This is a genomic window from Wohlfahrtiimonas chitiniclastica DSM 18708 (assembly GCF_000375345.1).
In the GTDB taxonomy this organism is placed as follows: domain Bacteria; phylum Pseudomonadota; class Gammaproteobacteria; order Cardiobacteriales; family Wohlfahrtiimonadaceae; genus Wohlfahrtiimonas; species Wohlfahrtiimonas chitiniclastica.
Map to the genome: position 1 here is coordinate 96,350 of NZ_AQXD01000001.1, position 24,102 is coordinate 120,451.

At 44.4% G+C, this 24,102-nt stretch carries 24 protein-coding genes and 1 pseudogene; 12 read left to right on the top strand and 13 right to left on the bottom strand.

The window, feature by feature from the left end:
• Window positions 1-88 precede the first annotated feature (88 nt).
• From metK to mnmE, 6 genes are all read left to right on the top strand, one after another.
• Entirely contained in the window at window positions 89-1,291 is a 1,203-nt protein-coding gene (gene metK, locus B143_RS0100460) for a methionine adenosyltransferase (RefSeq protein ID WP_008316506.1), read from the top strand.
• Window positions 1,292-1,361: 70 nt separating this feature from the next.
• The gene (rpmH, locus tag B143_RS09825; protein WP_081600433.1) at window positions 1,362-1,496 is read left to right on the top strand and encodes a 50S ribosomal protein L34; all 135 of its coding nucleotides are present in this window, start codon (window positions 1,362-1,364) and stop codon (window positions 1,494-1,496) included.
• Window positions 1,497-1,558: 62 nt separating this feature from the next.
• Complete coding sequence (gene rnpA / locus B143_RS0100465; RefSeq protein ID WP_018121732.1) at window positions 1,559-1,906, top strand: ribonuclease P protein component; 348 nt, start codon at window positions 1,559-1,561, stop codon at window positions 1,904-1,906.
• Window positions 1,903-2,112 (top strand): membrane protein insertion efficiency factor YidD, encoded by a 210-nt coding sequence (yidD, locus tag B143_RS0100470; protein ID WP_008316510.1) that lies wholly within the window; start codon window positions 1,903-1,905, stop codon window positions 2,110-2,112. The genes rnpA and yidD overlap by 4 nt, the downstream gene beginning before the upstream one ends.
• 37 nt (window positions 2,113-2,149) lie before the next feature.
• A complete protein-coding gene (gene yidC / locus B143_RS0100475) occupies window positions 2,150-3,844 on the top strand; it encodes a membrane protein insertase YidC (protein WP_018121733.1) in 1,695 nt (564 codons plus the stop codon).
• An 87-nt stretch (window positions 3,845-3,931) separates the two neighbouring features.
• Window positions 3,932-5,257: a tRNA uridine-5-carboxymethylaminomethyl(34) synthesis GTPase MnmE gene (mnmE, locus tag B143_RS0100480; protein ID WP_018121734.1), complete on the top strand. Its 1,326-nt coding sequence runs from the start codon at window positions 3,932-3,934 to the stop codon at window positions 5,255-5,257.
• Window positions 5,258-5,284: 27 nt separating this feature from the next.
• Here mnmE and radA read toward each other — a convergent pair whose 3' ends face one another.
• Window positions 5,285-6,664, bottom strand: coding sequence for a DNA repair protein RadA (gene radA, locus B143_RS0100485; RefSeq protein ID WP_018121735.1), 1,380 nt, complete (start codon window positions 6,662-6,664; stop codon window positions 5,285-5,287).
• A gap of 579 nt (window positions 6,665-7,243) precedes the next feature.
• Here radA and hfq point away from each other — a divergent pair.
• The 6 genes from hfq to B143_RS0100515 all read left to right on the top strand — a co-directional run bounded on the left by hfq (window position 7,244) and on the right by B143_RS0100515 (window position 13,205).
• Window positions 7,244-7,510, top strand: a complete 267-nt coding sequence (hfq, locus tag B143_RS0100490) for an RNA chaperone Hfq (RefSeq protein WP_008316518.1) — start codon at window positions 7,244-7,246, stop codon at window positions 7,508-7,510.
• Window positions 7,511-7,565: 55 nt separating this feature from the next.
• Window positions 7,566-8,855 carry a ribosome rescue GTPase HflX gene (gene hflX, locus B143_RS0100495; RefSeq protein ID WP_026165642.1) on the top strand — a complete coding sequence of 430 codons (1,290 nt, stop codon included), beginning with the start codon at window positions 7,566-7,568 and terminating at the stop codon, window positions 8,853-8,855.
• 79 nt (window positions 8,856-8,934) lie between these two features.
• On the top strand, window positions 8,935-10,212 hold the full coding sequence (gene hflK, locus B143_RS0100500; RefSeq protein ID WP_008316522.1) for an FtsH protease activity modulator HflK: 1,278 nt from the start codon (window positions 8,935-8,937) through the stop codon (window positions 10,210-10,212).
• Between the two features lie 18 nt (window positions 10,213-10,230).
• On the top strand, window positions 10,231-11,115 hold the full coding sequence (gene hflC, locus B143_RS0100505) for a protease modulator HflC (RefSeq protein WP_018121737.1): 885 nt from the start codon (window positions 10,231-10,233) through the stop codon (window positions 11,113-11,115).
• A 70-nt stretch (window positions 11,116-11,185) separates the two neighbouring features.
• The gene (locus B143_RS0100510; RefSeq protein WP_008316525.1) at window positions 11,186-12,484 is read left to right on the top strand and encodes an adenylosuccinate synthase; all 1,299 of its coding nucleotides are present in this window, start codon (window positions 11,186-11,188) and stop codon (window positions 12,482-12,484) included.
• 118 nt (window positions 12,485-12,602) lie between these two features.
• Window positions 12,603-13,205: a Smr/MutS family protein gene (locus B143_RS0100515; RefSeq protein ID WP_018121738.1), complete on the top strand. Its 603-nt coding sequence runs from the start codon at window positions 12,603-12,605 to the stop codon at window positions 13,203-13,205.
• Window positions 13,206-13,250: 45 nt separating this feature from the next.
• Here B143_RS0100515 and gltS read toward each other — a convergent pair whose 3' ends face one another.
• The 12 genes and pseudogenes from gltS to accD all read right to left on the bottom strand — a co-directional run bounded on the left by gltS (window position 13,251) and on the right by accD (window position 23,976).
• Entirely contained in the window at window positions 13,251-14,459 is a 1,209-nt protein-coding gene (gene gltS / locus B143_RS0100520; protein WP_018121739.1) for a sodium/glutamate symporter, read from the bottom strand.
• Window positions 14,456-15,391 carry a formimidoylglutamase gene (gene hutG / locus B143_RS0100525; RefSeq protein ID WP_018121740.1) on the bottom strand — a complete coding sequence of 312 codons (936 nt, stop codon included), beginning with the start codon at window positions 15,389-15,391 and terminating at the stop codon, window positions 14,456-14,458. Before hutG ends, gltS begins: the two co-directional genes overlap by 4 nt.
• A gap of 22 nt (window positions 15,392-15,413) precedes the next feature.
• Window positions 15,414-15,932: an IclR family transcriptional regulator gene (locus B143_RS09620; RefSeq protein ID WP_008316531.1), complete on the bottom strand. Its 519-nt coding sequence runs from the start codon at window positions 15,930-15,932 to the stop codon at window positions 15,414-15,416.
• A 69-nt stretch (window positions 15,933-16,001) separates the two neighbouring features.
• Window positions 16,002-16,142 (bottom strand): annotated as a pseudogene (locus B143_RS10135) (helix-turn-helix domain-containing protein); the annotation flags it as partial.
• A gap of 132 nt (window positions 16,143-16,274) precedes the next feature.
• Entirely contained in the window at window positions 16,275-17,591 is a 1,317-nt protein-coding gene (locus B143_RS0100535; protein ID WP_018121741.1) for a M16 family metallopeptidase, read from the bottom strand.
• A 2-nt stretch (window positions 17,592-17,593) separates the two neighbouring features.
• On the bottom strand, window positions 17,594-18,949 hold the full coding sequence (locus tag B143_RS0100540) for a M16 family metallopeptidase (RefSeq protein ID WP_008316534.1): 1,356 nt from the start codon (window positions 18,947-18,949) through the stop codon (window positions 17,594-17,596).
• Window positions 18,950-18,976: 27 nt separating this feature from the next.
• Window positions 18,977-19,699, bottom strand: coding sequence for an SDR family NAD(P)-dependent oxidoreductase (locus B143_RS0100545; protein WP_018121742.1), 723 nt, complete (start codon window positions 19,697-19,699; stop codon window positions 18,977-18,979).
• Window positions 19,696-20,412, bottom strand: a complete 717-nt coding sequence (ubiG, locus tag B143_RS0100550; protein WP_008316538.1) for a bifunctional 2-polyprenyl-6-hydroxyphenol methylase/3-demethylubiquinol 3-O-methyltransferase UbiG — start codon at window positions 20,410-20,412, stop codon at window positions 19,696-19,698. The genes B143_RS0100545 and ubiG overlap by 4 nt, the downstream gene beginning before the upstream one ends.
• A 14-nt stretch (window positions 20,413-20,426) precedes the next feature.
• Entirely contained in the window at window positions 20,427-21,038 is a 612-nt protein-coding gene (locus B143_RS0100555) for a CvpA family protein (RefSeq protein WP_008316540.1), read from the bottom strand.
• A gap of 19 nt (window positions 21,039-21,057) precedes the next feature.
• A complete protein-coding gene (locus tag B143_RS0100560) occupies window positions 21,058-21,792 on the bottom strand; it encodes an SPOR domain-containing protein (RefSeq protein ID WP_018121743.1) in 735 nt (244 codons plus the stop codon).
• Window positions 21,793-21,797: 5 nt separating this feature from the next.
• The gene (gene folC, locus B143_RS0100565; RefSeq protein ID WP_018121744.1) at window positions 21,798-23,075 is read right to left on the bottom strand and encodes a bifunctional tetrahydrofolate synthase/dihydrofolate synthase; all 1,278 of its coding nucleotides are present in this window, start codon (window positions 23,073-23,075) and stop codon (window positions 21,798-21,800) included.
• Window positions 23,065-23,976 carry an acetyl-CoA carboxylase, carboxyltransferase subunit beta gene (gene accD, locus B143_RS0100570; RefSeq protein ID WP_026165644.1) on the bottom strand — a complete coding sequence of 304 codons (912 nt, stop codon included), beginning with the start codon at window positions 23,974-23,976 and terminating at the stop codon, window positions 23,065-23,067. The genes folC and accD overlap by 11 nt, the downstream gene beginning before the upstream one ends.
• Between the last annotated feature and the right edge of the window lie 126 nt (window positions 23,977-24,102).

Genomic DNA, 24,102 nt, shown 5'->3' on the forward strand with positions numbered 1-24,102 from the left:
AACACGTTTCGGATACAAGAGTACAATAGATGTATTGTCTTAGGTTGTTTCATCCTCGGACGCACCATTTACTTTGAGAGAATTCAATATGAGCTATTTATTTACGTCAGAATCTGTGTCTGAAGGACATCCAGATAAAATTGCCGACCAAATTTCCGATGCCGTATTAGACGCCATCATTCAAAAAGATCCTCATGCACGTGTGGCATGCGAAACCTTGGTGAAAACTGGGGCAGCGATCATCGCAGGTGAGATCTCCACAAGTGCGTGGGTGGACTTAGAAGATTTAGTGCGCAATGTCATCAATGACATTGGTTATAACTCTTCAAGCGTGGGTTTTGATGGTTCAACGTGCGCAATTTTAAACATCATTGGTAAGCAAAGCGTAGACATTGCTCAAGGTGTTGACCGCGTGAAACCTGAAGATCAAGGTGCGGGCGACCAAGGCTTAATGTTTGGTTATGCATCAAATGAAACTGATGTATTGATGCCAGCGCCAATTACTTATGCACACCGTTTAGTGCAACGCCAATCAGAAGTACGCAAATCTGGCCTATTGCCATGGCTTCGCCCGGATGCTAAAAGCCAAATCACATTTGAATATGATGATGAAGGCAACATCAAAGGCATTGATGCGATTGTATTATCGACACAACACAATCCGGATGTCAGCTTAAAAGATTTAAAAGAAGCGGTGATGGAACTCATCATCAAGCAAGTGATTCCGAATGAATGGATCACAGACAAAACCAAATTCCACATCAATCCTACAGGCATTTTCGTCATTGGCGGACCTGTGGGCGACTGCGGTTTAACTGGCCGTAAGATCATTGTGGATACATATGGTGGTATGGCACGCCATGGCGGGGGCGCTTTCTCAGGAAAAGACCCTTCCAAAGTTGACCGTTCAGCAGCATATGCAGGACGTTATGTTGCGAAGAACATCGTGGCAGCAGGCCTTGCAGATAAGTGCGAAATTCAAGTGTCTTACGCAATTGGTGTGGCTGAGCCAACATCAATCTCCATCACAACTTTTGGAACCAATAAAATTCCTGAAGCTGAGATTGAGCGTTTAGTGCGCACACATTTTGATCTTCGCCCTTATGCGATCACAAAGATGCTCGATTTATTGCATCCGATCTATCAACCAACCGCTGCTTATGGCCATTTTGGCCGTGATCCGTATGAAATCACATATCAAAATGCTGATAATATCGAGACTAAAGCTACGGCATTTAGTTGGGAAAAAACGGATAAAGCAGAGCTTTTACGAAGCGAAGCTAAACTATAACTTGACTTTTTGGTATAAAAAGCTAAAATTTTTGTTTATTTTTGCGTTACAAAACATTTAAGGGTTCAATATGAAACGTACATTTCAACCAAGCGTAATTAAGAGAAAACGTGACCACGGTTTTCGTGCACGTATGGCAACTAAAAACGGTCGTAAAGTTTTAAACCGTCGTCGTGCTCGCGGTCGTGCAAGTTTATCTGCATAATCACTGATTATTGCTAAAAAGGCGCTGTTAAAAGCGCCTTTTTACATTCTAGCGGGAAATTCATGAATTATCGTTTTACCAGAGCGCAGCGTTTATTGACGCCAGCGGATTACAGTCGCACATTTGATCATCCATTTCGATCCTCTGATCGCTACTTTACTGTGCTCGCAAAGGCACAGGCCGAAAAAGGGCAAGGGCGCTTAGGGCTTGCGATTGCAAAAAAGCAGCTTAAAAAGGCGCATGACCGAAATCTTGTAAAACGCATTGTGCGTGAGTCTTTTCGCTTGCAGCAAGAAAAATTGACGGGGTTTGATATTGTTGTGCTTGTCAAAGGGAACGTTTCCTTAGATAATCGACAACTATTGCATCAATCTTTGAAACAGCATTGGGGGCGGATAGAAAAGTTGTGAAGACGATTTTAATTGGTTTAATTAAGTTGTATCAACTGATTTTGAGTCCATGGGTGGGGCAGCAATGCCGATTCACACCGTCGTGTTCAAATTATTCCATCGAAGCCATTCAAAAATATGGTGCAATCAAAGGCTGTTGGCTAACATTCAAGCGATTGATCCGTTGTCATCCGTTTTGTGATGGCGGTAAAGATCCTGTTCCGTAGCATCTTCTTTGTTAAATTTTGAGTTAAAGATATTACTATGCAAAATAATCGATTAATCCTCTGGGGCATTTTTGGTCTGTTGGCCTTTATGCTCTTCAGTAAGTGGCAATTTGCCAATGCACCGAAGCCGCCTGAGGCTCAAAGTGCACAAGTCGTGACACAAATGCTCGATGGCCAAGCCACCGATGGCTCTGTGCCACAATTGAATTCAGCAAATGTGCCAGATGGCATGATGACGAATTCTAAAAAAATCTCTGTCACCACAGACGTTTTTTCCATTAATATCGCTTTAACCGGTGCAGACATCGAAGATGTTAAGTTATTAAAATACTCTGAAAGCTTAGAGCAAAAAGATGTGCCATTTGCTTTGTTGTCATCGGATCCTAAGCGTCGCTTTGTGAGTCAAACAGGTTTAATCAGCACATCGGGTCAAGCTTCTTTCCCACACAGCACAGAATTTAGCGCACAAGCGGACAGTTATACTTTAGAAGAAGGTCAAGACACTTTAATCGTACCGTTAACGTACACAGATGCCAATGGCATCGTGGTGACAAAAACTTACGAGTTTAAACGTGGTAGCTATGACATCGGCTTTACCCAAAAAATTGACAACAACACTGACAATGTATGGCAAGGCATCAACTACATGCAGTTGTTACAAAAAGATCCGAAAGCCAGCGGCCATTTAATGGGTGCATCAAGCTATACGGGTCCTGTGTTCTCGATGGGTGAAGAGAGCTATAAAAAAGTTCCGTTTGATAAATTGATTGAAAAAGCACCTGCCATTAAGCAAGAAGGTACAGCCGGTTGGGGCGCGATGATTCAACAATACTTCACCTCTGCATGGCTTGCATTAAACACTCATGCACATGTGGTGGAAGTGGCAAAATTACCGGGCGACATGGCGATGATCCGCTTAATGTCTAAAGATCCTGTTGTGGTGCCTGCACATGCATCTTATGAGTTTAAAAACAGTTTATACTCAGGCCCTAAAATCAAAAAGAATTTAGTGGATGCTGGTGAATACACTTATGTGAATGACAAAGGTCAAGAAGAGAAAGCGAATGCTAAATTAGAATTGACCCTTGACTATGGTTGGTTCAGCCCGATTTCTGCATTGATGCTTTGGGTGCTTGAATTTTTCCATGGCATTGTGGGCAACTGGGGTTGGGCAATTGTTTTATTAACCTTAACCGCAAAATTGATCTTGTATCCATTGTCTGAAAAAGGTTACCGCTCGATGGCAAAAATGCGTCATTTAGCACCTGAGATGCAGCGCATCAAAGAGCTTTATGGCTCAGATAAACAAAAGATTGGCCAAGAAACCATTGCCCTTTATCGTAAAGAGAAAGTGAACCCAATGGGTGGCTGTTGGCCGATGCTCATTCAGATTCCAATTTTCATCTCATTGTTCTGGATGTTGCAAGAGAGCGTTCAGCTTCGCCAAGCGCCATGGATCTTATGGATTCATGACTTAGCGATCATGGACCCATACTTCATTTTACCGATCATCATGTGTGCAACGATGTTTGTTCAACAAATGTTTAACCCACCGCCACCAGACCCAATGCAAGCTAAAATCATGAAATTCATGCCATTGGTGTTTGGTTTCATGTTCATGTGGTTTGCCGCAGGGATCGTTTTATACTGGATCGTGAACAACTTATTGACCATCTTGCAACAGTGGCTCATCAATCGTCGCATTGAAGCTGCTCAAAAGAAAATGTCATAATTTTTCAATGCATTGAATGATCATCTCCTATAATGGCGACATTGTAGGAGATTTTTTATTTCGCGAGATTAAATTTAAGAGGAAATCATGAAAGAGACAACCATTGCAGCCATTGCATCTGGCACCTCGATTGGTGGTGTGGGCATTGTGCGCATTTCAGGGCCAGAGAGCCACGCCATTGGCGCACGCATTGCCAAAAAAGAGGCATTGGTGCCGCGTCATGCCACATTTACACAATTTTATGATGACAATGATGAAGTGATGGATGAAGGCTTGGTCATCTACTTTAAAGGGCCGAATTCTTTTACAGGTGAAGAGTGTGTGGAGCTTCAAGGTCATGGCGGCTTAGTGGTGCTCAATCGTCTATTAAAGCGTGTGTATGCCCTTGGGGCAGAGCCTGCGAAAGCAGGTGAATTCACAGAGCGTGCCTTTTTAAATGGTAAATTGGATTTGGTGCAAGCCGAAGCAATCCACGATTTAATCATGAGCCAAAGTGAAGCACAGGCAAAAGCGGCGATGAATTCGCTCTCTGGGCAATTTTCTGCCAAAACGAGCACCATCAATGATGCATTGATTCACTTACGTGTCTATGTAGAAGCCACCATTGATTTCAGTGAAGAGGACATTGATTTTATCACCGATGGCAATGTGTTAAAGCGTCTTGATGCCGTAGAAGGAGACATTCAAGCGTTATTGGCGAGTGCCAATCAAGGTAAGTTACTCACCGATGGCGTGACGGTTGTGTTAGCCGGTAAACCCAATGCCGGTAAATCAAGCATTCTCAACGCATTGTCGGGTGAAGAGAGCGCGATTGTGACGGACATTGCCGGCACAACGCGTGACACATTAAAAGAGCATGTGGTGATTCATGGTTTGCCACTTCACATCATTGATACAGCAGGGCTTCGTGAAACCACAGATGTGATCGAGCAAGAAGGTATTCGCCGCACGCGTGAAGCCATGAAAAAAGCCGATTTGATTTTATGGATTCATGATGATCGTGATCAAACCCTTGAGGAAGATCCTTTATTGTCCTCATTGAATGTGCCGATTTTACATGTGCGCAATAAAGTGGATTTAACGGGCAAAGCCACCGGACAAACAGGCAATGTGATTGCGCTCTCTGCTAAAGAGAATCAAGGTGTTGATCTGTTAAGAGATGCGATTGTCAATATCGTGCAGTTTCAGCCGACGCAAGGGTTATTCAGTGCACGTGAACGCCATTTGATTGCGTTAAAAGAGAGTTTGGCGCATTTAGCCGTGGCGAAAAGTTTATTGACGGCAGGTCACAGCATTGATTTGGTGGCTGAAGAGATTCGCCTTGCCCAAGATGACATTGGGCTCATCACAGGGCGTTTCAGTACAGATGAGTTGCTCGGGGAAATTTTCTCAAGTTTCTGTATCGGTAAATAAAGCATCCCCGCTGAGGCGGGGATTTTTTTATTCGCTAAAATCATTGAGTGCATCAATCACTTCAGATAATTTCGTCACAGAGACCACTTTTAAGCCTTCCGGAATTTTCCTTGGGGCATTGCCTTTCGGTAAAATGGCTTTGGTGAATCCATGTTTAAAAGCTTCTTTTAAGCGCTCTTCACCATGCGGAATCGGGCGAATTTCACCGGATAAACCCACTTCGCCAAAAATCACTAAATCCGCCGGAATCACTTTATTGCGAAAGCTTGAATAAGTTGCGGCAATGACGGCTAAATCTGAGGCAGTTTCTGTCACTTTGACGCCACCTACAGCATTGACGTACACATCTTGATCATTCATGGCAATGCCGGCATGGCGGTGCAATACCGCAAGCAACATGGTTAAGCGGGCTTGCTCAATCCCCAATGTTACGCGGCGCGGATAGTTGCCAAAGGATTGATCCACCAATGCTTGAATCTCAACCAAAAGCGGGCGCGTCCCCTCTTTGGTCACCATGATGACGCTGCCGGCACTGGGCTCATCGTGGCGCGATAAAAAGATGGCAGAAGGATTGCTCACTTCACGTAAGCCTTTATCCGTCATGGCGAAGATGCCAAGCTCATTGACAGGACCAAAGCGGTTTTTATAGGCACGCATGACGCGAAAACGCGAACCAACTTCACCTTCAAAGTACAAAACAGAGTCCACCATGTGCTCTAACACGCGAGGGCCTGCGATTGCACCTTCTTTGGTGACATGACCCACTAAGAAGATGGCAGTATTGGTGCGTTTGGCATATCGAGTGAGTAGGGCAGCACTCTCTCTGACTTGTGCCACATTGCCGGGTGCAGAGGTGAGAAACTCTGTAAAAATGGTTTGAATGGAGTCAATGACCATGATTTTTGGCTTGAGGGCTTCTGCCGTGGCGATGATCTTTTCTACAGATGTTTCAGAAAGAATCTTAAGCTCACTTTGTGCCAAGGATAAGCGCTCTGCCCGCAAGGCAATTTGGCTTGGGGACTCTTCACCCGTCACATACAGCACATCATAATGCTGACTGAAATGCACCATTGTTTGCAATAAAATGGTGGATTTACCAATGCCAGGATCACCGCCAATGAGCACCACAGAACCTGTGACCAAGCCACCGCCAAGGACTCGATTTAGCTCGGTTAATCCTGTATCATAGCGCTGATGTTCCTCTTTTTGAATATTGTTGAGGGTTTGAATCGCAGCACTGCCTGCGGTGCCTGCATAGCCTGATAAACGCGCGGAAGTGGGCGGTGATTTTTCCACAATCGCCTCTTCAATGGTGTTCCATTCTAGGCACTCAAGACACTGACCGGCCCATTTTTGGGTGACGTTGCCACAAGCATGACAAACGTACTGTTTTTTCGTTTTGCTCATAAATATCGCACTTATTCCTTAGTCTGTTCCTTTTTTAGAACGTAGCGTTTCATATATATATACGAATGTGTACAAAAAAAGGTCTATATCCTGCTCGTAAAAGGATATAATACAGACTGATTCCAATATATTCATCTAAAAATACAATACAGCTTGACGAAAAAGGAGAGCTGTTGAAAAAGTCGCTTTTTCAATGTGTGCAGGCCCAATGATCGATAAACGAGCTGTTTATGGATCTATCTGTGTTCTATTTCATTGTAAAAGTAGATAACATTGTGTTTTATGACAATGAAAGGCTGTTGACAAAGTTGTATGATTGAGAGTGTAGCGTCTGACACCATCGGGTGAAGAGATTCTATGCTTTTAGTTGTTTTGATGTAAATTAAAAAGCACATCACTTGGTCAACATCTTTCTAGGTTCAGCAGTATTTGGTGACTTTATGATTGACATTTATAGTTTCTATTACGCAAGGGAAGTATTTATGTATATAATGGTCACTAGGTGGAGATAGTCGAATCAGTACAATAAAGATGTAACAAATTTCTCAAAATTAATTAATATTAGTGAAGGATATAACAATGGCAAAATCTCAATCTCTCCAGGATCCATTTTTAAATGTGCTCCGTAAGGAAAAAATCCCAGTCTCTATTTATTTGATCAACGGTATTAAACTCCAAGGTCAAGTAGAATCTTTTGACCAATTCGTGGTGTTATTGCGCTCGAACGTTAGCCAAATGATCTACAAGCATGCGATTTCTACAATCGTACCTGCACGTAGCATTCGTGTGAGCTTCGATGGTGATGAAGCCGTTTCTGAAGAAGTTGAAACAGAAATCACAATTTAATCGCCAAAGCGAATTTCGTGTTAGAATTGACTTTTTAGCCGGCATACAGACATAAATGTTCGAAAACGAAAGTCAGACACGAAGTGGAGATCAAGCCGTTCTTGTGAGTCTACAGACACAAGATGCCCATGCAGAAGAAATTGTAGAATTCCAAGAGCTGGTCAAAGCTGCGGACGTGAGCGAGCTTACCTTGATTAAAGGCAAGCTCGCAACGCCGAATCAAAAATACTTCTTAGGTTTAGGAAAGGTTGAAGAGGTTTTAGAAGCTGTCAATGCGCTTGAGGCGAATGTTGTCATCGTTAATCATGAACTCTCTCCTTCACAAAATCGTAACCTAGAACGTTTCTTAAAAGTCCGTGTGGTCGATCGTACGGCACTCATCCTTGACATATTTGCACAGCGTGCAGAAAGCTTTGAAGGTAAACTTCAGGTGGAGCTTGCGCAATTGACGCACATTTCCTCGCGTTTGGTGCGCATGTGGACGCATTTAGACAGTTTGCGTGGCGGTAGCGTGGGTCTGCGTGGTCCCGGTGAATCTCAGCTTGAGATGGATAAACGCATGATTGGGCTACGCATTAAGCAGCTCAAAAAGAAATTAGAAAAAGTCCAACAAACCCGCGAGCAAGGACAAGCACTGCGCAATCGTTTAGGCGTGCCAGTTGTGGCGCTTGTCGGTTATACGAATGCGGGTAAATCGAGTCTATTTAACCGTTTAACAGATGCGGGCACTTATGTGGAAGATAAGCTCTTTGCCACGCTTGATCCTAAGCATCGCACACTCTTTTTAGAAAACATTGGCGATGTGGTGTTGATCGATACGGTGGGTTTTATCTCTAAATTGCCCCATGAGCTTGTCACCGCATTCCATTCTACTTTACAAAGTGCAGCCGATGCTGATCTCTTATTAGAAGTGATCGATGCTGGTGATCCTGAGCGCGAATTTAAAAGCGAGCAGGTGGCGAATGTCTTGGTGGACATTGGTGCAGAAGCTGTGCCGCGCATTCAAGTGAACAATAAAATTGATTTATTAGAAAATGTCGAGCCGCATGTCATTTATAACGATGAACAGCAGCCGTCTGCTGTGTGGATTTCGGCAGAAAAAGATTTAGGGATTCAAGCCCTTAAAGATGCCATTGGTGATTATTTTAAAGATCAACATGTGACGAAAAATGTTGTTCTCCCGCCATCACAAGGGCGATTACGTGCTAAGCTATTTGCATTAAATGCCGTTAAAAATGAGTCTGTGAATGAACAAGGTGAATTTGAAATGGCATTATTGATGCATAAAGCTGAGTGGGACCGCTTGTTAAAGCATGATGTTGATGCCCAAAAATACCTCAACTAGAGATTTTAGGTGCAATTTATGGCAAAAATTGGTAGCGTATGGCAAGTTTTGTCTAAAAATTCTTTAATTTAAGGGAAAGATGAAAGAGAGTACTGTAGAAATGGCTTGGAATGAGCCTAAAAATGGTCAAAATTCGGGGGGGTCTAACGAGCCGCCACGTGGTCAAGATCAAAAACCAAAGCAAGAGGATATGCCAGATTTAGACGTTTTATTGAAAGATTTAAAAAATAAAATGTTTGGTAAATCTTCAAACAATGGTGGGAATGGCAATCAGCCAAATCAAGCACCTCGATCACCTAGCAAAATGCCCAATAATTTAAGCGGCAAAGTGATGGGCTTTGGTGCATTTGTGGTGTTCATTTTATGGATGCTCACGGGCATTTATATCGTGGATACGGGTAACAATGCCGTGGTGCTTTTTTTAGGTAAAGAGCAATCGGTCACAGGTCCTGGTATGCATTGGCGCTTCCCATCCCCAATTGGTGAGCACCGCATCATCAACGTTGAGAACCGTTTCTCCGCGACAATTGGCACAAATAAAGAGACCATGATGCTCACAAAAGATGAAGCGATCGTGGATGTGCGCGTTGAAGTGCAATATGAAATTGATCGTCAAGATCCTGCGGCCTATTGGTTTGCCTCTAGCAATCCTGATGGCACGCTTCGCGATGTGGTGGAAAGTGCTTTGCGTGAACGTGTGGGTCAAACCAGTTTAGATGCCATTTTAACGTCAGGGCGCGCACAATTGGTGGCAGAGGTTAAATCCTTAGCACAACAAGTGCTCGATTCTTATGGCGTGGGCTTAAAAATCACCAATGTGAACTTAGTGGATGCGCAAGCACCAAAATCCGTGCAAGCAGCCTTTACAGATGCCATCAAAGCACGTGAAGATGAACAGCGCATGATCAACCAAGCGAACACTTATGTCACAGATGTGTTAGCACGCATCAATGGTGAAGTTGAACGTGAATTGGCTCAAGCGGAAGGTTATAAACAAAGTGTTGTGGCTAAAGCAGAAGGTGAGGCGGCACGCTTTACGTTATTAAATACCGCGTATGCTAAATCCCCTGTGATCATGCGTCAGCGCTTGTATTTAGATGCGATGGAAAACATTTTCCAAACCACCAATAAAGTGTTGATGAATACACAAAGCAATAATTTGATGGTGTTGCCGTTAGATCAGTTGTTGAGCAATGGTCAGCAACAAACCATTAAATTAGACATTGATTCCACAACGATTCGCGAATCTCAAAACAAAACTGCACCGCAAGCCATGTTGCCAAAACAGTCGGCAACGAGCGTGAATACCACCCCAGAGCGTGCTGTGAACATTCGCAGTCGCCAAGATGGTCGTTAATTTAGAGTAGGGCAAGACATGAATCAGAGAATTACACAAATCGTGATTGGCGCTGTTATTGCAGTGTTCTTATTAGCGAACTCCATTTACATTGTCAAACAGTGGGAAACGGCCATTCGCTTACAGTTTGGTGTTGTGCAACAAAATAACATCGGGCCAGGTTTGCATTTTAAAGTGCCATTCATCAATACCATCAAAAAATTTGATCGTCGTTTACAAACCTTAGACACCGATCCTGAACCCTTTTTAACCCTTGAGAAGAAAAATCTCATCGTTGATACGTTTGTGCAATGGCGCGTTGAAGACCCAAAAGTTTTCTATGAGCGTGTACAAGGTAATCCTGCGCGTTTGAATAATTTATTGCGCCCTGTGGTGCAAGACAATTATCGTGCGGAATTTGCCAATCGTAATTTACAAGATGTGGTGGCAGGGATTGATGAAGTCAGCGGGAATACAACGCGTTCGATCATTCAAAATGACATCTTAAAAAATGTGCGTTTAACCGGTGAGCAATACGGAATTGCGATTGTTGACATGCGCATCAAAGGCGTTGAGTTGCCTGAAGATGTGAAGCAAAGCGTTTATGATCGTATGAACAGTGAACGCGAACGTGCGGCAAAAGAGTTCCGTGCCCGCGGTGAAGCAACATATGTTGAAAAGGTTGCCAAAGCCGATAAAGAGCGCGAAATTCGTTTAGCCGATGCGTATAAGAAAGCGGAAATTTTACGCGGTGAAGGCGATGCCACTGCCGCAGAAGTCTATGCAAAATCGTTCTCGGCCAATCCTGAGTTTTACGAATTTAATCGTAGTTTAGAAGTGTACCAGAAGAGTATTAAGCAAGATGGCGACATCTTAATTCTCGATACGGATTCTGAATTCTTTAAATATTTTCAGCCTAAATAGCGTGCGAAAACATCATTGAATTGCATTTCTTTTTTTTTTATTCAAAATTTGAAATCGGGGAATAAAACAAATGGGTAAGAATGTCATTGTCGTTGGCACTCAATGGGGTGATGAAGGTAAAGGTAAGATTGTTGATCTTCTCACGGAAAAAGCAACGGCAGTTGCGCGTTTCCAAGGCGGTCACAATGCCGGTCATACATTGGTGATCAATGGTGAAAAAACAGTCTTACGCTTGATTCCATCTGGTATTTTACGTCCACACATCACATGTTACATCGGTAACGGTGTTGTGTTGTCGCCAGTTGCTTTATTAAGCGAAATGGATGAATTATTGTCTAAAGGTGTGGATGTTGATAAGCGTTTGAAAATCTCAGAAGCTTGTCCTTTAGTGATGCCTTATCACATTGCCATTGACCTTGCGCGCGAAGAAAAATTGGGCGTGAACAAAATCGGTACAACAGGTCGCGGCATTGGTCCGACGTATGAAGATAAAGTGGCACGTCGCGCGATTCGTGTGGCGGATCTTTTCTATCCTGAACGTTTTAAAGAAAAATTGGTTCAAGTGATGGAATTCCACAACTTTGTATTGCAAAACTACTTTGGCAAAGAACCATTGAGTGTGGATGCTGTGTACAATGAAATCATGGCATTGGCACCACGCATTTTGCCAATGGTGACGGATGTTTCTGAAGAGTTGAATGATTTACGCAAAGAAGGTAAGAGTGTGATGTATGAAGGTGCTCAAGGCACATTCTTAGACATCGATCACGGTACTTATCCATTTGTGACATCAAGCAACACATCAGCCGGTGGCGCTGCTGTCGGTACGGGCGTCGGTCCTTTATACTTTGATTACGTGATGGGCATTGTGAAAGCTTACACCACACGTGTCGGTTCAGGTCCATTCCCAACAGAGTTGCATGATGATGTGGGTTATGGCTTGGCAGAACGTGGCCATGAATTTGGTTCAGTGACGGGCCGTGCGCGTCGTTGTGGTTGGTTTGATGCACCTGTATTGCGCCGCTCTGTAGAAGTGAACAGTATTTCTGGTTTATGCTTAACGAAATTAGACGTACTCGATGGCATGGAAGAAGTGAAAATCTGTACAGGTTACCATTTAGATGGTGAAACGTTGGATTATCCTCCATACGGTGCCGATCGCTTTGCACGTTGTGAACCGATCTATGAATCTCATCCAGGTTGGTCTGAAAGCACAGTGGGCGTGAAAACGTTTGAAGAGTTGCCAATCAACGCGCAAAACTACATCAAACGCATTGAGCAATTGATTGATGCGCCCGTGGATGTGATTTCTACAGGCCCAGATCGTTCTGAAACCATCGTGTTGAACGACCCATTTGCTGAATTGTAAGATTCATTGCATCAAAGATTAAATGAAAAGGGCCAAGGGCCCTTTTTTTATGTCAGGCGTTGAAACGCAGCAGTGTCAATGATAGGGTAAAACCTTCCGTTCATTCAAAAGAGTCACCATGGCAAAGGATTATCAAAAACAATTAAAACAGGTCAAAGCCGTCATTCGTCGCGATGAATTGAAGGCAAAGATGGCGGCGGCTGTGCAAAAGCCCATGGCACCTGAGCCAGAGTTTGCAAGCGTGATGAAAGATGTGAAGCGCATTTACAGTGATCGCGTTGATCCATTGACTTTGAGGCCAAAGCGCAAAGTGCGTGTGCGTCCTCATTATGAAGAGATCGAATATGATTATTTCTATATTGGTGAAACCTATGAGGCCGCGCCCATTCAGCACTCAAAAAATGGGCAGGGCAACCGTGATGTGCAAAAGCTTCAGCAGCGCACTTATCGCATTGTAGAGAGCTTAGATCTGCATGGTCATAAAATGGATGGGCTAGATGAGCTATTGACGGAATTTTGCCATTATGTGCAGTCTAAGGGCGTGTGTGGGCGCATCATCCATGGCAGCGGTTTAGGGTCTAAGAATTTTACGCCGATTTTGAAAAATCATGTGCGCCGCTGGTTGTATGAATATCCTGAAGTGCTCGCTTATACAGAAGAGCGCAATAATGATGGCGCGGTTATTTTTTTATTAAAGCGTAAAGCTTGGGTGAAAGAATAAAAAAACCGCCCGAAGGCGGTTTGATCAATTGGTTACTTCACACATTTATGAGAAATAGTTGATGAGATAGGTGTGATAAGGGATCGACACAATGTCGATTAATACTGCACCACTTAACGGCACAATCATCAATGCGCGAGTGGAGATCACTTTGTAATGGTCACACACGCTCGTCATGTTTGCCATAGCATTTGGCGTTGCGCCTAAACCATGACCCATTAAACCTGCACACATGACAGCTGCATCATAGTTTTTGCCAAGCACTCGGAAGACAAAGAAAACAGCAAAGAGCACAATAAAGGTCACTTGTAGCAATAAAATGATGAGTAATGGTAACGCAATGTCGCTCAATTCCCAGATTTTAAGGGACATCATCGCCATTGTTAAGAATAAACCGAGCGATACGCCTGAGATTAAATCAATGGATTTTTGATGCAAATTCACGATGCGCACAGAATCATTGAGGTTACGGACCACGATGGCAATGATCATTGCGCCCACATAACTCGGCAGAGAAAAGCCTGTCCATGTTGTGAATTGCTCAGAGGCAATGCGCCCAACCACCATAATGCCAAGGATGATGGCGAGTACCTTCAAAAAGGCAGTCACATCAATTTCTTTAATGGCATTTGCTAAAGTTTTCGGCTCATTCGGGAGGTTTTGCGCATCATCAATGGCTTCGATTTTGACGTTGTGACGTTTGATTAAAAAGCGTGCCACAGGTCCACCTAAAATGCTGCCAGCAATCAAACCAAAAGTTGCCGCGGCAATGGCAGCAACAGCCGCCGATGAGTGTCCTAAACCTTCTGCCATGCCACCAAAGGCAGCTGCGCCACCATGTCCACCGGTTAATGAGACTGCGCCAGCCATCACGCCTAAAATCGGATCAGCCCCCAATGATAAGGCAATGCCAACGCCAAACGTATTTTGAAAGAGCGCCAAAAACCAACAGATGCATAAGTAAATCAGAAGCAATTTGCCGCCACTTTTGAGGATGCGAAAGCTGCCATCAATCCCAACGGTGGTGAAAAATGCCACCATCAAAAAGCTTTGGATGCTGGTGTCAAAGGAGAATGTTGCGAGCTCAAAACTTCTGAGCATCCAGATTACGATGCTGACGATGAAACCGCCAATCACGGGCGCTGGAATACAAAATTTTTGGAGCCATGAGAGGCGATTTTTTAAAAATAAACCCAATAGCAGGCATAAAACTGTTAAAAAGAGCGTACTGAGTGAGTCAAGGTGCAAGTTCATGAAGGCTCCTTCTGAATGTGGTATTGAATGAATTGGTAAGCGATGAAAGCGGCCAATTTCGTGGTGCGCTGATCAATGTCAAAGTTAGGATTGCACTCTACAATGTCCAATAAGCGCACTTTGCCGCTGTCAATGAGGTGAGTGAATAAGGCTTCAAATGTGGCAACGCTGATGCCGCGCACCGCAGGCGCACTGACGCCAGGGGCAATGAAGTTTGAAAACACATCTAAATCAATGGTGATGTAAATGTGATCCACAGTATTCACAAATGTGGTGAGGGTGTTGAGTGTTTGCTTGAGGTCTGCAAGATCTGTATCCATCACATATGTGGCATTGAGCTGATCGGCCGTATTAAACAATGCGCGTGTATTGGCGTGGGCTGCAATGCCAAGCACAAGATAATGAAAGGGTTGATCATGCGCTTGGCATAGGTGAGCGGCATTTAAAAATGGCGTGCCAGAGGTGTTTTCATCGGCGGCTCTTAAATCAAAGTGCGCATCAAAATTGATGATGCCAATGGATTCATTCGGATGCTGCTGTGCCACATGGTGAAAAATGCCTTGAAAGCTGCCATAAGCTGTTTCGTGGCCACCGCCTAACACAATGGGCGTGATGCCTTGATTCATCAACATCGTCACTTTTTCCCCAAGTTGAACTTGGGCAGCTTCTAAATCTTGATGCTCAACGCTGACATTGCCAAAATCTTTGAGGCTAAATGCTTGATGTACAGGGAAACTCGCCATTTGCTTTCGGATCAAATCAGGAGCCGCTGCTGCACCTAATCGGCCTTGATTGCGGCGCACGCCTTCATCACTTTCAAAGCCGAGTAAGCCAAATTGTGGGGCAGTGGATTGATTGATCACTTGAAATAGGCGGCGATGGCAAACATCATCGCCATCAAAGCGTCCGGACCAGACAAATGGATCAGACATGAAAACTCCTTTGGTTAAATTTTTATTGGTCGTGGCCAATTAAGGCGGTAATGGCGGCGCTCGCTTCTAAAATGGCTTCAATCCACTGTGTTTCATGGGCGCTGCCACGGAAATAGGGGGCCATCAATGTCACCACTGCAATGGCGGACTGATGACGGAAAATGGGGGCAGAGATGCCAAGTACCCCAGGATCAATCTCGCCCATTGTACGGCCATAGCCTTGGGCGCGGATGCGTGCTAAATCCGTGATGAGGGTTTCTTTCTCTGGGCAATCTTTTGGGTAGGCATGTTCGATGATGGCATTGCCAATCGCTGCTTCTTTAAAAGCGAGCAAGGTTTTACCGCTTGCCCCTAATGTTAATTGATTGACGCGACCGGGCAAAAATGAGCAGCGCAGCGCTTGTTCACTCTCCACCATTTTAATGCAGATGGTTTCTGTGTAATCTGCCACCACAATGCCCGCAGATTCCCCTGTTACATCACAAAGGTTTTGCAACACCGCATCAACATCATCATTAAAGATGGAATAGGTTTGATGCAAATGTTGTCCCTTTAAGCTTTGGGCACCTAAAGTATAGGCCCCATATTTTCGGGATGGTGTAACAAATTCCCATTCTATGAGAATATTTAAAATCCTATAAACCGAGGATAACGGGATGTTTAATGCCTGTGATATGTGCTTTGGGAAGACGGGTTTACCGCAAGAGGCAATATAAGACAGGATGTTCAATAATCTATCAGTGCTTTTCATAATCTCACTCCTAGGATTACAATAGCAATGATCTTTTTTGAAAACAAAAAATTTTCTTATTTTGTGAGAATATTTATTTTAGGTATAAAAAATCCCGCAGGGTGCGGGATTGTGTGAACAGCTCAGTTTTGCTTACTCAGCAGCACCGCCAACAATCACAATGGTGAAGTCATCGGGGTGAATGTGTTTCTCAAATGCTTTTTGAATCTCTTCTTTCGTGATGGCACGGATGCGATCAGGATAGGTGTCATAATAATCTAGCGGTAGATCATATTGGGCAATGGTGAGTAACGCTGAGGCTAATCCACGGTTACTGCTTAATGCCAAAATGCTGCTGCCAATTAAATTATTTTTCGCACGTTCTAAATCTGCATCCATTGGGCCATTGGCGATGAATGCTTTGGTCTCTTTGAGGGTGGCTTCAATGGCATGTTCAACGCTCTCATTTTTAGTGGCCAGACCAATGGTGAAAGGACCATGGAGCAAGGTTGGGCTAAAATAGCTATAAATGCCGTAGGTTAAGCCTTGCTTTTCACGGATGTCCATCATCAAAAGGGATGTTAATCCGCTGCCACCTAACACATGATTGCCGAGCGTTAAGGGTAAAAAGTCAGGATTGAAGCGATCAATGCTCACTTGACCCATCATGATTTGGCTTTGTGGGCCATTGAAAGGTTGACGCACCGTTTGTGCTTTAACGGCTTTGGCATCATTGCGAATGGGGCTCAATGTTTTGTCAGTTTTGCCAAGTTGTGCGCTCAATGCTGTACTGATGGCTTTAGCCTCTTGTTCCGACAAAGCGCCCACGATCACGATATTGGCATCGGTGGCGTGGTAATAAGCCTCGCGGAAGGCTTTGACATCTTCAATCTTCATGGCTTTTAAAGAGGCTTCAAGCATTTCGCTTGTAACGCCTTGCAACTGATCTGGAAAGAGCAGGGATTGATACAGCTCGCCTGCAATCGCGCTTTGATTGTCTAAACGTGCTTTTTGTGCATCGATGGCTTGGGCGCGTTCACGATCAAAGATCGCCCCATCCATGCGAGGTGATGCCATCATCTCTGACCATAATTCAAGGGTGCGATTGAGCACAGCTTCATCTGTCAATGAGCGAATATTGATGGTGGTGGTTGCAATGCTAGAACCCGCAGAAATGCTGCTGCCGATGTTTTCTAACGCTTCAGAGAAGGCATTTTCATCCATCTCTTTTGTGCCAAGAGTCATCATTGTGGCTGTCATAGCGGCTAAGCCATGTTGATCACCTTCACGAAAACTGCCAGCATCCATGGAGACGATGATGTCCACCATTGGGATTTCTGGTGCATTGATGAAGAGAACGCGGGCACCTTCATCGGTGCGCCACTCTTTGATTTTTGATTTCATGTCAGATGCCATTGCTGTGGTACTGATCGCTAGGCAGGTGAGAGTCATGATGATGCGTTTAAACATGGTTATTCCTCCTGACTGTCGGGTGCATGTGCACGCAAACGACCAATGGTTAAGTTGCTGTCATTGAGATATTTTTGTGCCACCTGTTGAATTTGCTCAGGGGTCACTTTTTCTAAATAGCTCACCAAATTGTCACGGTTTTGCCAGCCTTCACCGGTGGTTTCAGCTGCGCCAATGGCCATCGCTTGCGAATAGATGGAGTCTTTGGCATAAATCTGCTCGGTGCGATAGGCAGTGAGGATTTTTTTGAGTTCTTCTTCACTGACCAATGTGGTTTGCAGTTCATTGATGGCGGCTTTGAGCTCAGTTTCCAATGTTTCTAACGCCACACCTTCAGCAGGCACCGCACTTAAAAAGAAAGTGGTGTCATAACGCGCGCCTTCATTGTAGTAGCTTGAAGCATCGAGGGATTGCTGCGTCTCTTTGACCAGTTTTTTCGGTAAACGCGCGGTTGTACTGCCACTTAAAATCTCTGAGGCGAGCAATAGGGCATACGCTTCTTCTTTATGCTCAGTGCTGTTGATGCTTGGGACTTTGTACGCCATAAAAAGCACCGGTAGATTTGCAGGCGCTGCCATGTCAATGTATTTTGTGGCGTTTTGTGGCACTTCAAAGTTATTTTCTCGAACGATTTTAGCGCCGCGTGGAATCTCCCCAAAGTATTGCTGAACCATTTGATGGGTTTTTTCAGGATCCACATCCCCGACAATCACGACGGTTGCATTGTTTGGGCGATAAAATTCATTGTACCAGCTTTGTAAATCTGACAACGTCCAGCTTTCAATTTCTGGCATCCAACCAATGATGGGATTGCGATAAGCGTTCGTTGTCCAAACAGTGGCATTAAACGCTTCATAAAAGAGGGCTTGCGGATTGCTGTCTGTGCGCATGCGGCGCTCTTCTGCCACCACTTGACGCTCTGGTGCAAAGTCTGCTTCTTTGAGCACAAGATTGTGCATGCGATCAGATTCTAAGCGTAAACTGGTCTCTAATTCCCAGCTGGGCAAAATCTCAAAATAAGCCGTGTAATCGTAAGAGGTAAAGGCGTTGTCTTTCCCACCTAAGTTCGCCACGATGGTGGAGTGTTCATTTGGGCCAAGGGTTGGCGTGCCTTTGAACATCATGTGTTCAAGCATGTGTGAGATGCCACCTTTGCCGCGTGGCTCATCAACTGAGCCGACTTTATACCACACCATGGTGATGGCAACGGGGGCTCTGTGATCTTCGCGCACAATGAGTTTTAAGCCATTGTCTAGGGTGTATTCATGGGTCGGTTGTGTTGTAATGTCGTTATTTCCGTAGCTGATGGCCATCACAGATAATGTGGTGATGGCAGCCAATTTTTTAAAAAATGCCATGTCACGCTCCTTATTCAGTCAGGTGAATTATAGGGTGAAGGTTTGTCCTGTGGTGAACGGGCGGGCATCATCATTTAAATCAATGATGTGTGTGATGACATCTGCCACTTTTTTTGCATCACGGTTGCCAGAAGGTGAGACGCTGTAACGCATTGCTGAGTTTAAGCACACAGGATCGATGCTGTTGAATTGAATTTTTTCTTGGGATTCAAACTCGCCGGCAAAGAGTTTCATTAACGTATTTAAGCCAGCTTTTGCGACGGCATAACTGCCCCAGTAAGCTTGTGAGCCATCGGCCACTTCAGCGTGGTCAAAAAAGATCACCGAACCACGTTCAGCTTTATTTAACAACGGTAACATGGCTTGCGTTAAATAGAAAGGCGTATTTAATGTGGTGTTGATGCTCAATAACCATTTTTCAGGATTGGTGTGGGCAAGGGGCGTTAAGTTCCCAAGATTGGCCGCAGTGTGCACGATGCCATCGAGTTTCCCAAATTCAGCCGCCAATGTTTCATAGAGCGCATAGTAATCATCATTGCTGCATTTAGCAAAATCCATGTACAAAATGGCAGGTTCAGGGCAACCGGCGGCCACGATTTGATCATATAAATCTTCCACGATCTTTTGCTTTTTCTCGCGGGCAAGCAGAACAACGGTGGCGCCTTCTTTTGCTAAGGCCAATGCGCTGTTGCGGCCCACCATGCCTGTAGAACCGGTGATTAAAATGACTTTATTGGCTAAACGACTCATTTCTCTTCCTCTTTTGCAGCGAGTGTTGGCTTTTGTGCATATAACAGATAGTTCATGGACAAATCTTTTGTTAAATAAGCCACACGATTGAAGGGGTTAAAGCTCATGCCGCGGCTGTCTTTGACGGCTAAACCAGCATTTTCACAATAGGTGTACAACTCAAATGGCGTGATGAATTTATCAAATTCATGCGTGCCTTTCGGTACGATTTTTAGCACCGTTTCCGCTGCAAAAATCACCAATTGCTTGGCTTTAAATGTGCGGTTGATGGTGGATAAAAAGAGTTTGCCACCGGGTTTTAACAGTTTGCTGCACGCATCTAAAATCGATTGTGGATCGGGGACGTGCTCAAGCATTTCAAGGCACGTGACCACATCATAAGTGTTTGGTTGTAAATCGGCCAATGCCTCAACGGTGGAGAGTTGATAGTCAATGTCAAGGCCAGAGATTTTTGCATGTTCGCGCGCCACTTCTAATGCGCCGATGGCTAAATCAACGGCTGTGGTGGTTGCGCCGCGCTTTGCTAAACCTTCGGCGATGATGCCGCCACCGCAGCCGACATCTAGGGCTTTGATGCCATGTAAATTGGCATGCTCGGTAATGAATTCAAAACGCGTGGGATTAATGTCATGGAGCGTTTGAAAGCTGCCATTGGGCGTCCACCAATCGTGTTGGTTGAATTTGCTGATCTCATCTTGAGAGACATTGTCCATATCGATTCTCCTAACTATGATTGATTGTGCTGTTGCGCAGGGGTGGATTTAGGGCTTTGTAAATCTGATTGCAACAGTTTAGAGAGTTCACTGATGTTGATCTGTTGTAAGAATTTTTGTGGGAGGAATTTAGCAATGAAGTTTGCGCTTGATTCCACAAATGGCGTCAATTGTGATTTTTGCCACATCGGAATGCTGTTTAAGCCCACATTCATGGCAAATAGGCCTAAAAATGCCACGATTAACCAGCCACGCAATACGCCAAAGCCCATGCCTAAGATGCGATCAATGAAGGAGATTTTCAAAAAGCGAATGAGCAGAGAAATCCCTAAATTCACAAGACCGGCCAAAAATAGAATGCCTAAAAAGGTGATGGCATAACTTAAAATAGAGACGAGTAACTCTTCTGTCGAGCCTTCTGTGGGATTTAAGTCAATTTTGCCTTTTGTGATGGAATGCAATTGATCCGGCAGCATCGCCGCCACATCTTGAGAGAAGTAGGCAGCGCCCCAAAAGGCAACGATCCATACAAGCAAAGAGAGGGCTTCGGTGATGAGCCCTCTGAAAAATGCAATGACGGTCGATAATCCAATGATGCCAATGATGGCGATGTCGATGTAGTTCATAAGGTCCTAATTTACTCGATTATTGAATTTGAATGATGTAACTGTTCACGCCTTGGCGTTTTAATTCCGCTTGTACATTTTTGGCATTGTCTTGGGTTTTAAGGGGCCCAATGCGCACTTTGTATTGCTTAGAGATTAACGCCACTTCAGAGGCATAACCGCGGCGCTTGTATTCATTCATCACACGCGTGGCATTTTCGCGACTGCTGTATGAACCGACTTGCACATACCATGTGAATTTAGGCTGAGCAGCGTTTGCACTTTGGGTGTTTTGGCTTTGTGCAGAGCCGATGAGCTCAATTTTAGGCAACGGCGCGGGTTTAGTGTTGGCAGGTTTCGCTGCGTTATTGTTGGGCTTAGACTGATTTTGCGTCGGCTGTTTATTCGGTTTATTTTGCAATTGTGCTTGTGGGGCTTGCACGGCTTTGCCCTGTTGATTGGCTTGTGCTAACAATTGCTCTGCAATGGACACATTGTTGTCAATCGGCAGTGAGGGCTGATTGTCCGTCACCGCTTCCCACATATTTTCTGTGATGGGTTCATGGACAGAGGGCGACACAGGACGCGCATCGACAGGTGGTGTGATGGTTGCAGGTTCATCATATGTACTTGCATAGAAGTCATCTTCTTGTTCGACGGCGGTATTTTCCGGCACATGATAATCATCGGATGATAATAAATTTGGAATGATCCAAAGACCTAAAGCGATGAGTGCGATGCAGCCGACAATGCGTTGTTGAAGTTTTTTATTCATGGTTTTTATCTCGGGTTAATCCAATTCAATCCTTCGCTGACTGTGTGGAATGATCCAAACACCAAAATTATAGCATCATTTTGCTGAATTTCTGTCGCCATTTGACAAGCATCCGCCACAGAATGGGCAGTATGTATTTGTGTTGTCTCTGACAAAATGGGGGCGATTCTTGCTTTTAATGCCTCTGAACTTTGTCCGCGATCACCCTCTAAACCTGCCAGCACCCATGTATCAATATCATCTTTAAGAGCATGGGCAAGGTTTGCAGCATCTTTATCTTTGAGCATGCCAAGGACAGCAATCACAGGGCGATTGTGGGCTTTAAAGGGCGCAAGCAATGCATGTAAAATAGTAGCGCCTTGCGGATTGTGCGTCACATCAAAATAAAATTCACGATGTTGATGCACAACTTTTTGAAAGCGGCCTTGTAAACGCGTGTTTTGTAAGCCTTTGGCAATCACAGATTCTGTCAATTGATCCGCCATTGGGCTATGGAGCAGTGCGCTGATGGCAGCGGCGGCATTTTGCAATTGATGCATGCCTTGAAGACGCGGCATTGGCAAGGTGAATGTATGTGTTTTAAAGCGATATTGCCATGCATGGTCATGGATCGCAGCATAATGAAAATCGCAGCCGGCTTCAATCAAAGTGGCATGCTGTTTAGCGGCTTGATTTAAAATCGAGACATTCGGTGCGGATTCAGCAGTGATCACAATGCTATGATCCTTAATGATGCCTGCTTTTTCATGGGCAATTTCTGTGATGGTATTGCCAAGAAGGTTTGTGTGGTCTAAGTCAATGGGCGTGATGACAGCAACATTGGCATCCACAATGTTTGTAGCATCAAGACGCCCCCCTAAACCCACCTCTAAAATGGCAATCGCCACATGGTGCTTTTTAAAGAGATAAAAAGCGGCTAAGGTGGCAAATTCAAAGTAGGTGAGGGTGATGTCACCGCGCGCCGTTTGAATGGCTTCAAACGCTTCAATGATCTCATCATCTGTGGCTTCATGCCCATTGATGACAATGCGCTCATTGAAGAGATGCATGTGTGGGGATGTATACAAGCCATAGCTTGTGCCCGCAGCTTCACAAATGGCAGCTATGGTATTGGTGGTCGAACCTTTGCCATTCGTGCCTGCAACCGTGATGATGAAGGGCGCAATGGGCGTCACATTGAGGGTTTGATAAACTTTTTTGATGCGTTCTAATTTAAAATCCATCGCTAATGGATGGATTTTTTCAAGTTCAATTAACCACTCATTTAGAGTTTTATTTGGCATTCTCGTCTTTTTCGTCCACTTTTTCAAAAGAGGTTTCGGTAAATGGCTCAGGTAAATTACCCATTTTTGACAATAAAGAGGCGATTTGATTGCGCATTTCACGGCGGTCAATGATCATATCGATCGCGCCTTTTTCCAATAAGAATTCACTTTGTTGGAAGCCTTCAGGTAATTTTTCACGCACAGTTTGTTCGATGACGCGTGGACCTGCAAAACCAATGTAGGCTTTAGGTTCAGCGATGATCACATCGCCAAGCATGGCAAAGCTTGCAGATACGCCGCCATAAGTTGGGTGCGTTAATACGGAGATGAATGGAATGTGTTCATCATTCATTTTACCGATGATGGCAGAGGTTTTTGCCATTTGCATCAAAGAGGTTAAACCTTCTTGCATACGTGCGCCGCCACTGGCTGCAAAGACGATCAAAGGTCTACGTTCTGCAAAGGCTAAATCAGCTGCGCGCTTAAAGCGTTCGCCCACCACAGAACCCATGGATGCACCCATGAAGTCAAATTCAAAAGCACATGCCACAACTGGGATGTTTTTCAATGTACCGCCCATTGCGATCATTGCATCTCTTTCGCCGGTTGTTTTTTGAGCATCGTTGATGCGCACTTTATAGGATTTTACATCTTTAAAGCCTAAGAAATCGATGGGCTCTAACTCTGCGCCAATTTCGTGGGTAGAATCAGTGTCTAAGAAGTTGATGAGACGACTTCTTGCCGAGATTTTCATGTGATGATTACATTTCGGACAAACGTTTAAGTTTTGTTCTAGCTCTTGTTGATAGAGAATCGAATCACAACTTTTACAGTTTTTCCAGATGCCCTCAGGTACCTTCTTGTTAGAATGGGTACTCTTGATGCGCATTGGATTAAGACGTTCGAACCATGAACTCATTGGATACACCTTTAATAAGTTTGAAAGTGGATTGGCAATGATAAATTATTCTCGTTAAATACTCAATAGAACACAATTTAATGGCATTTTAATGCGAGCGAATGAAAAAGGGCGTATAATTGTGAA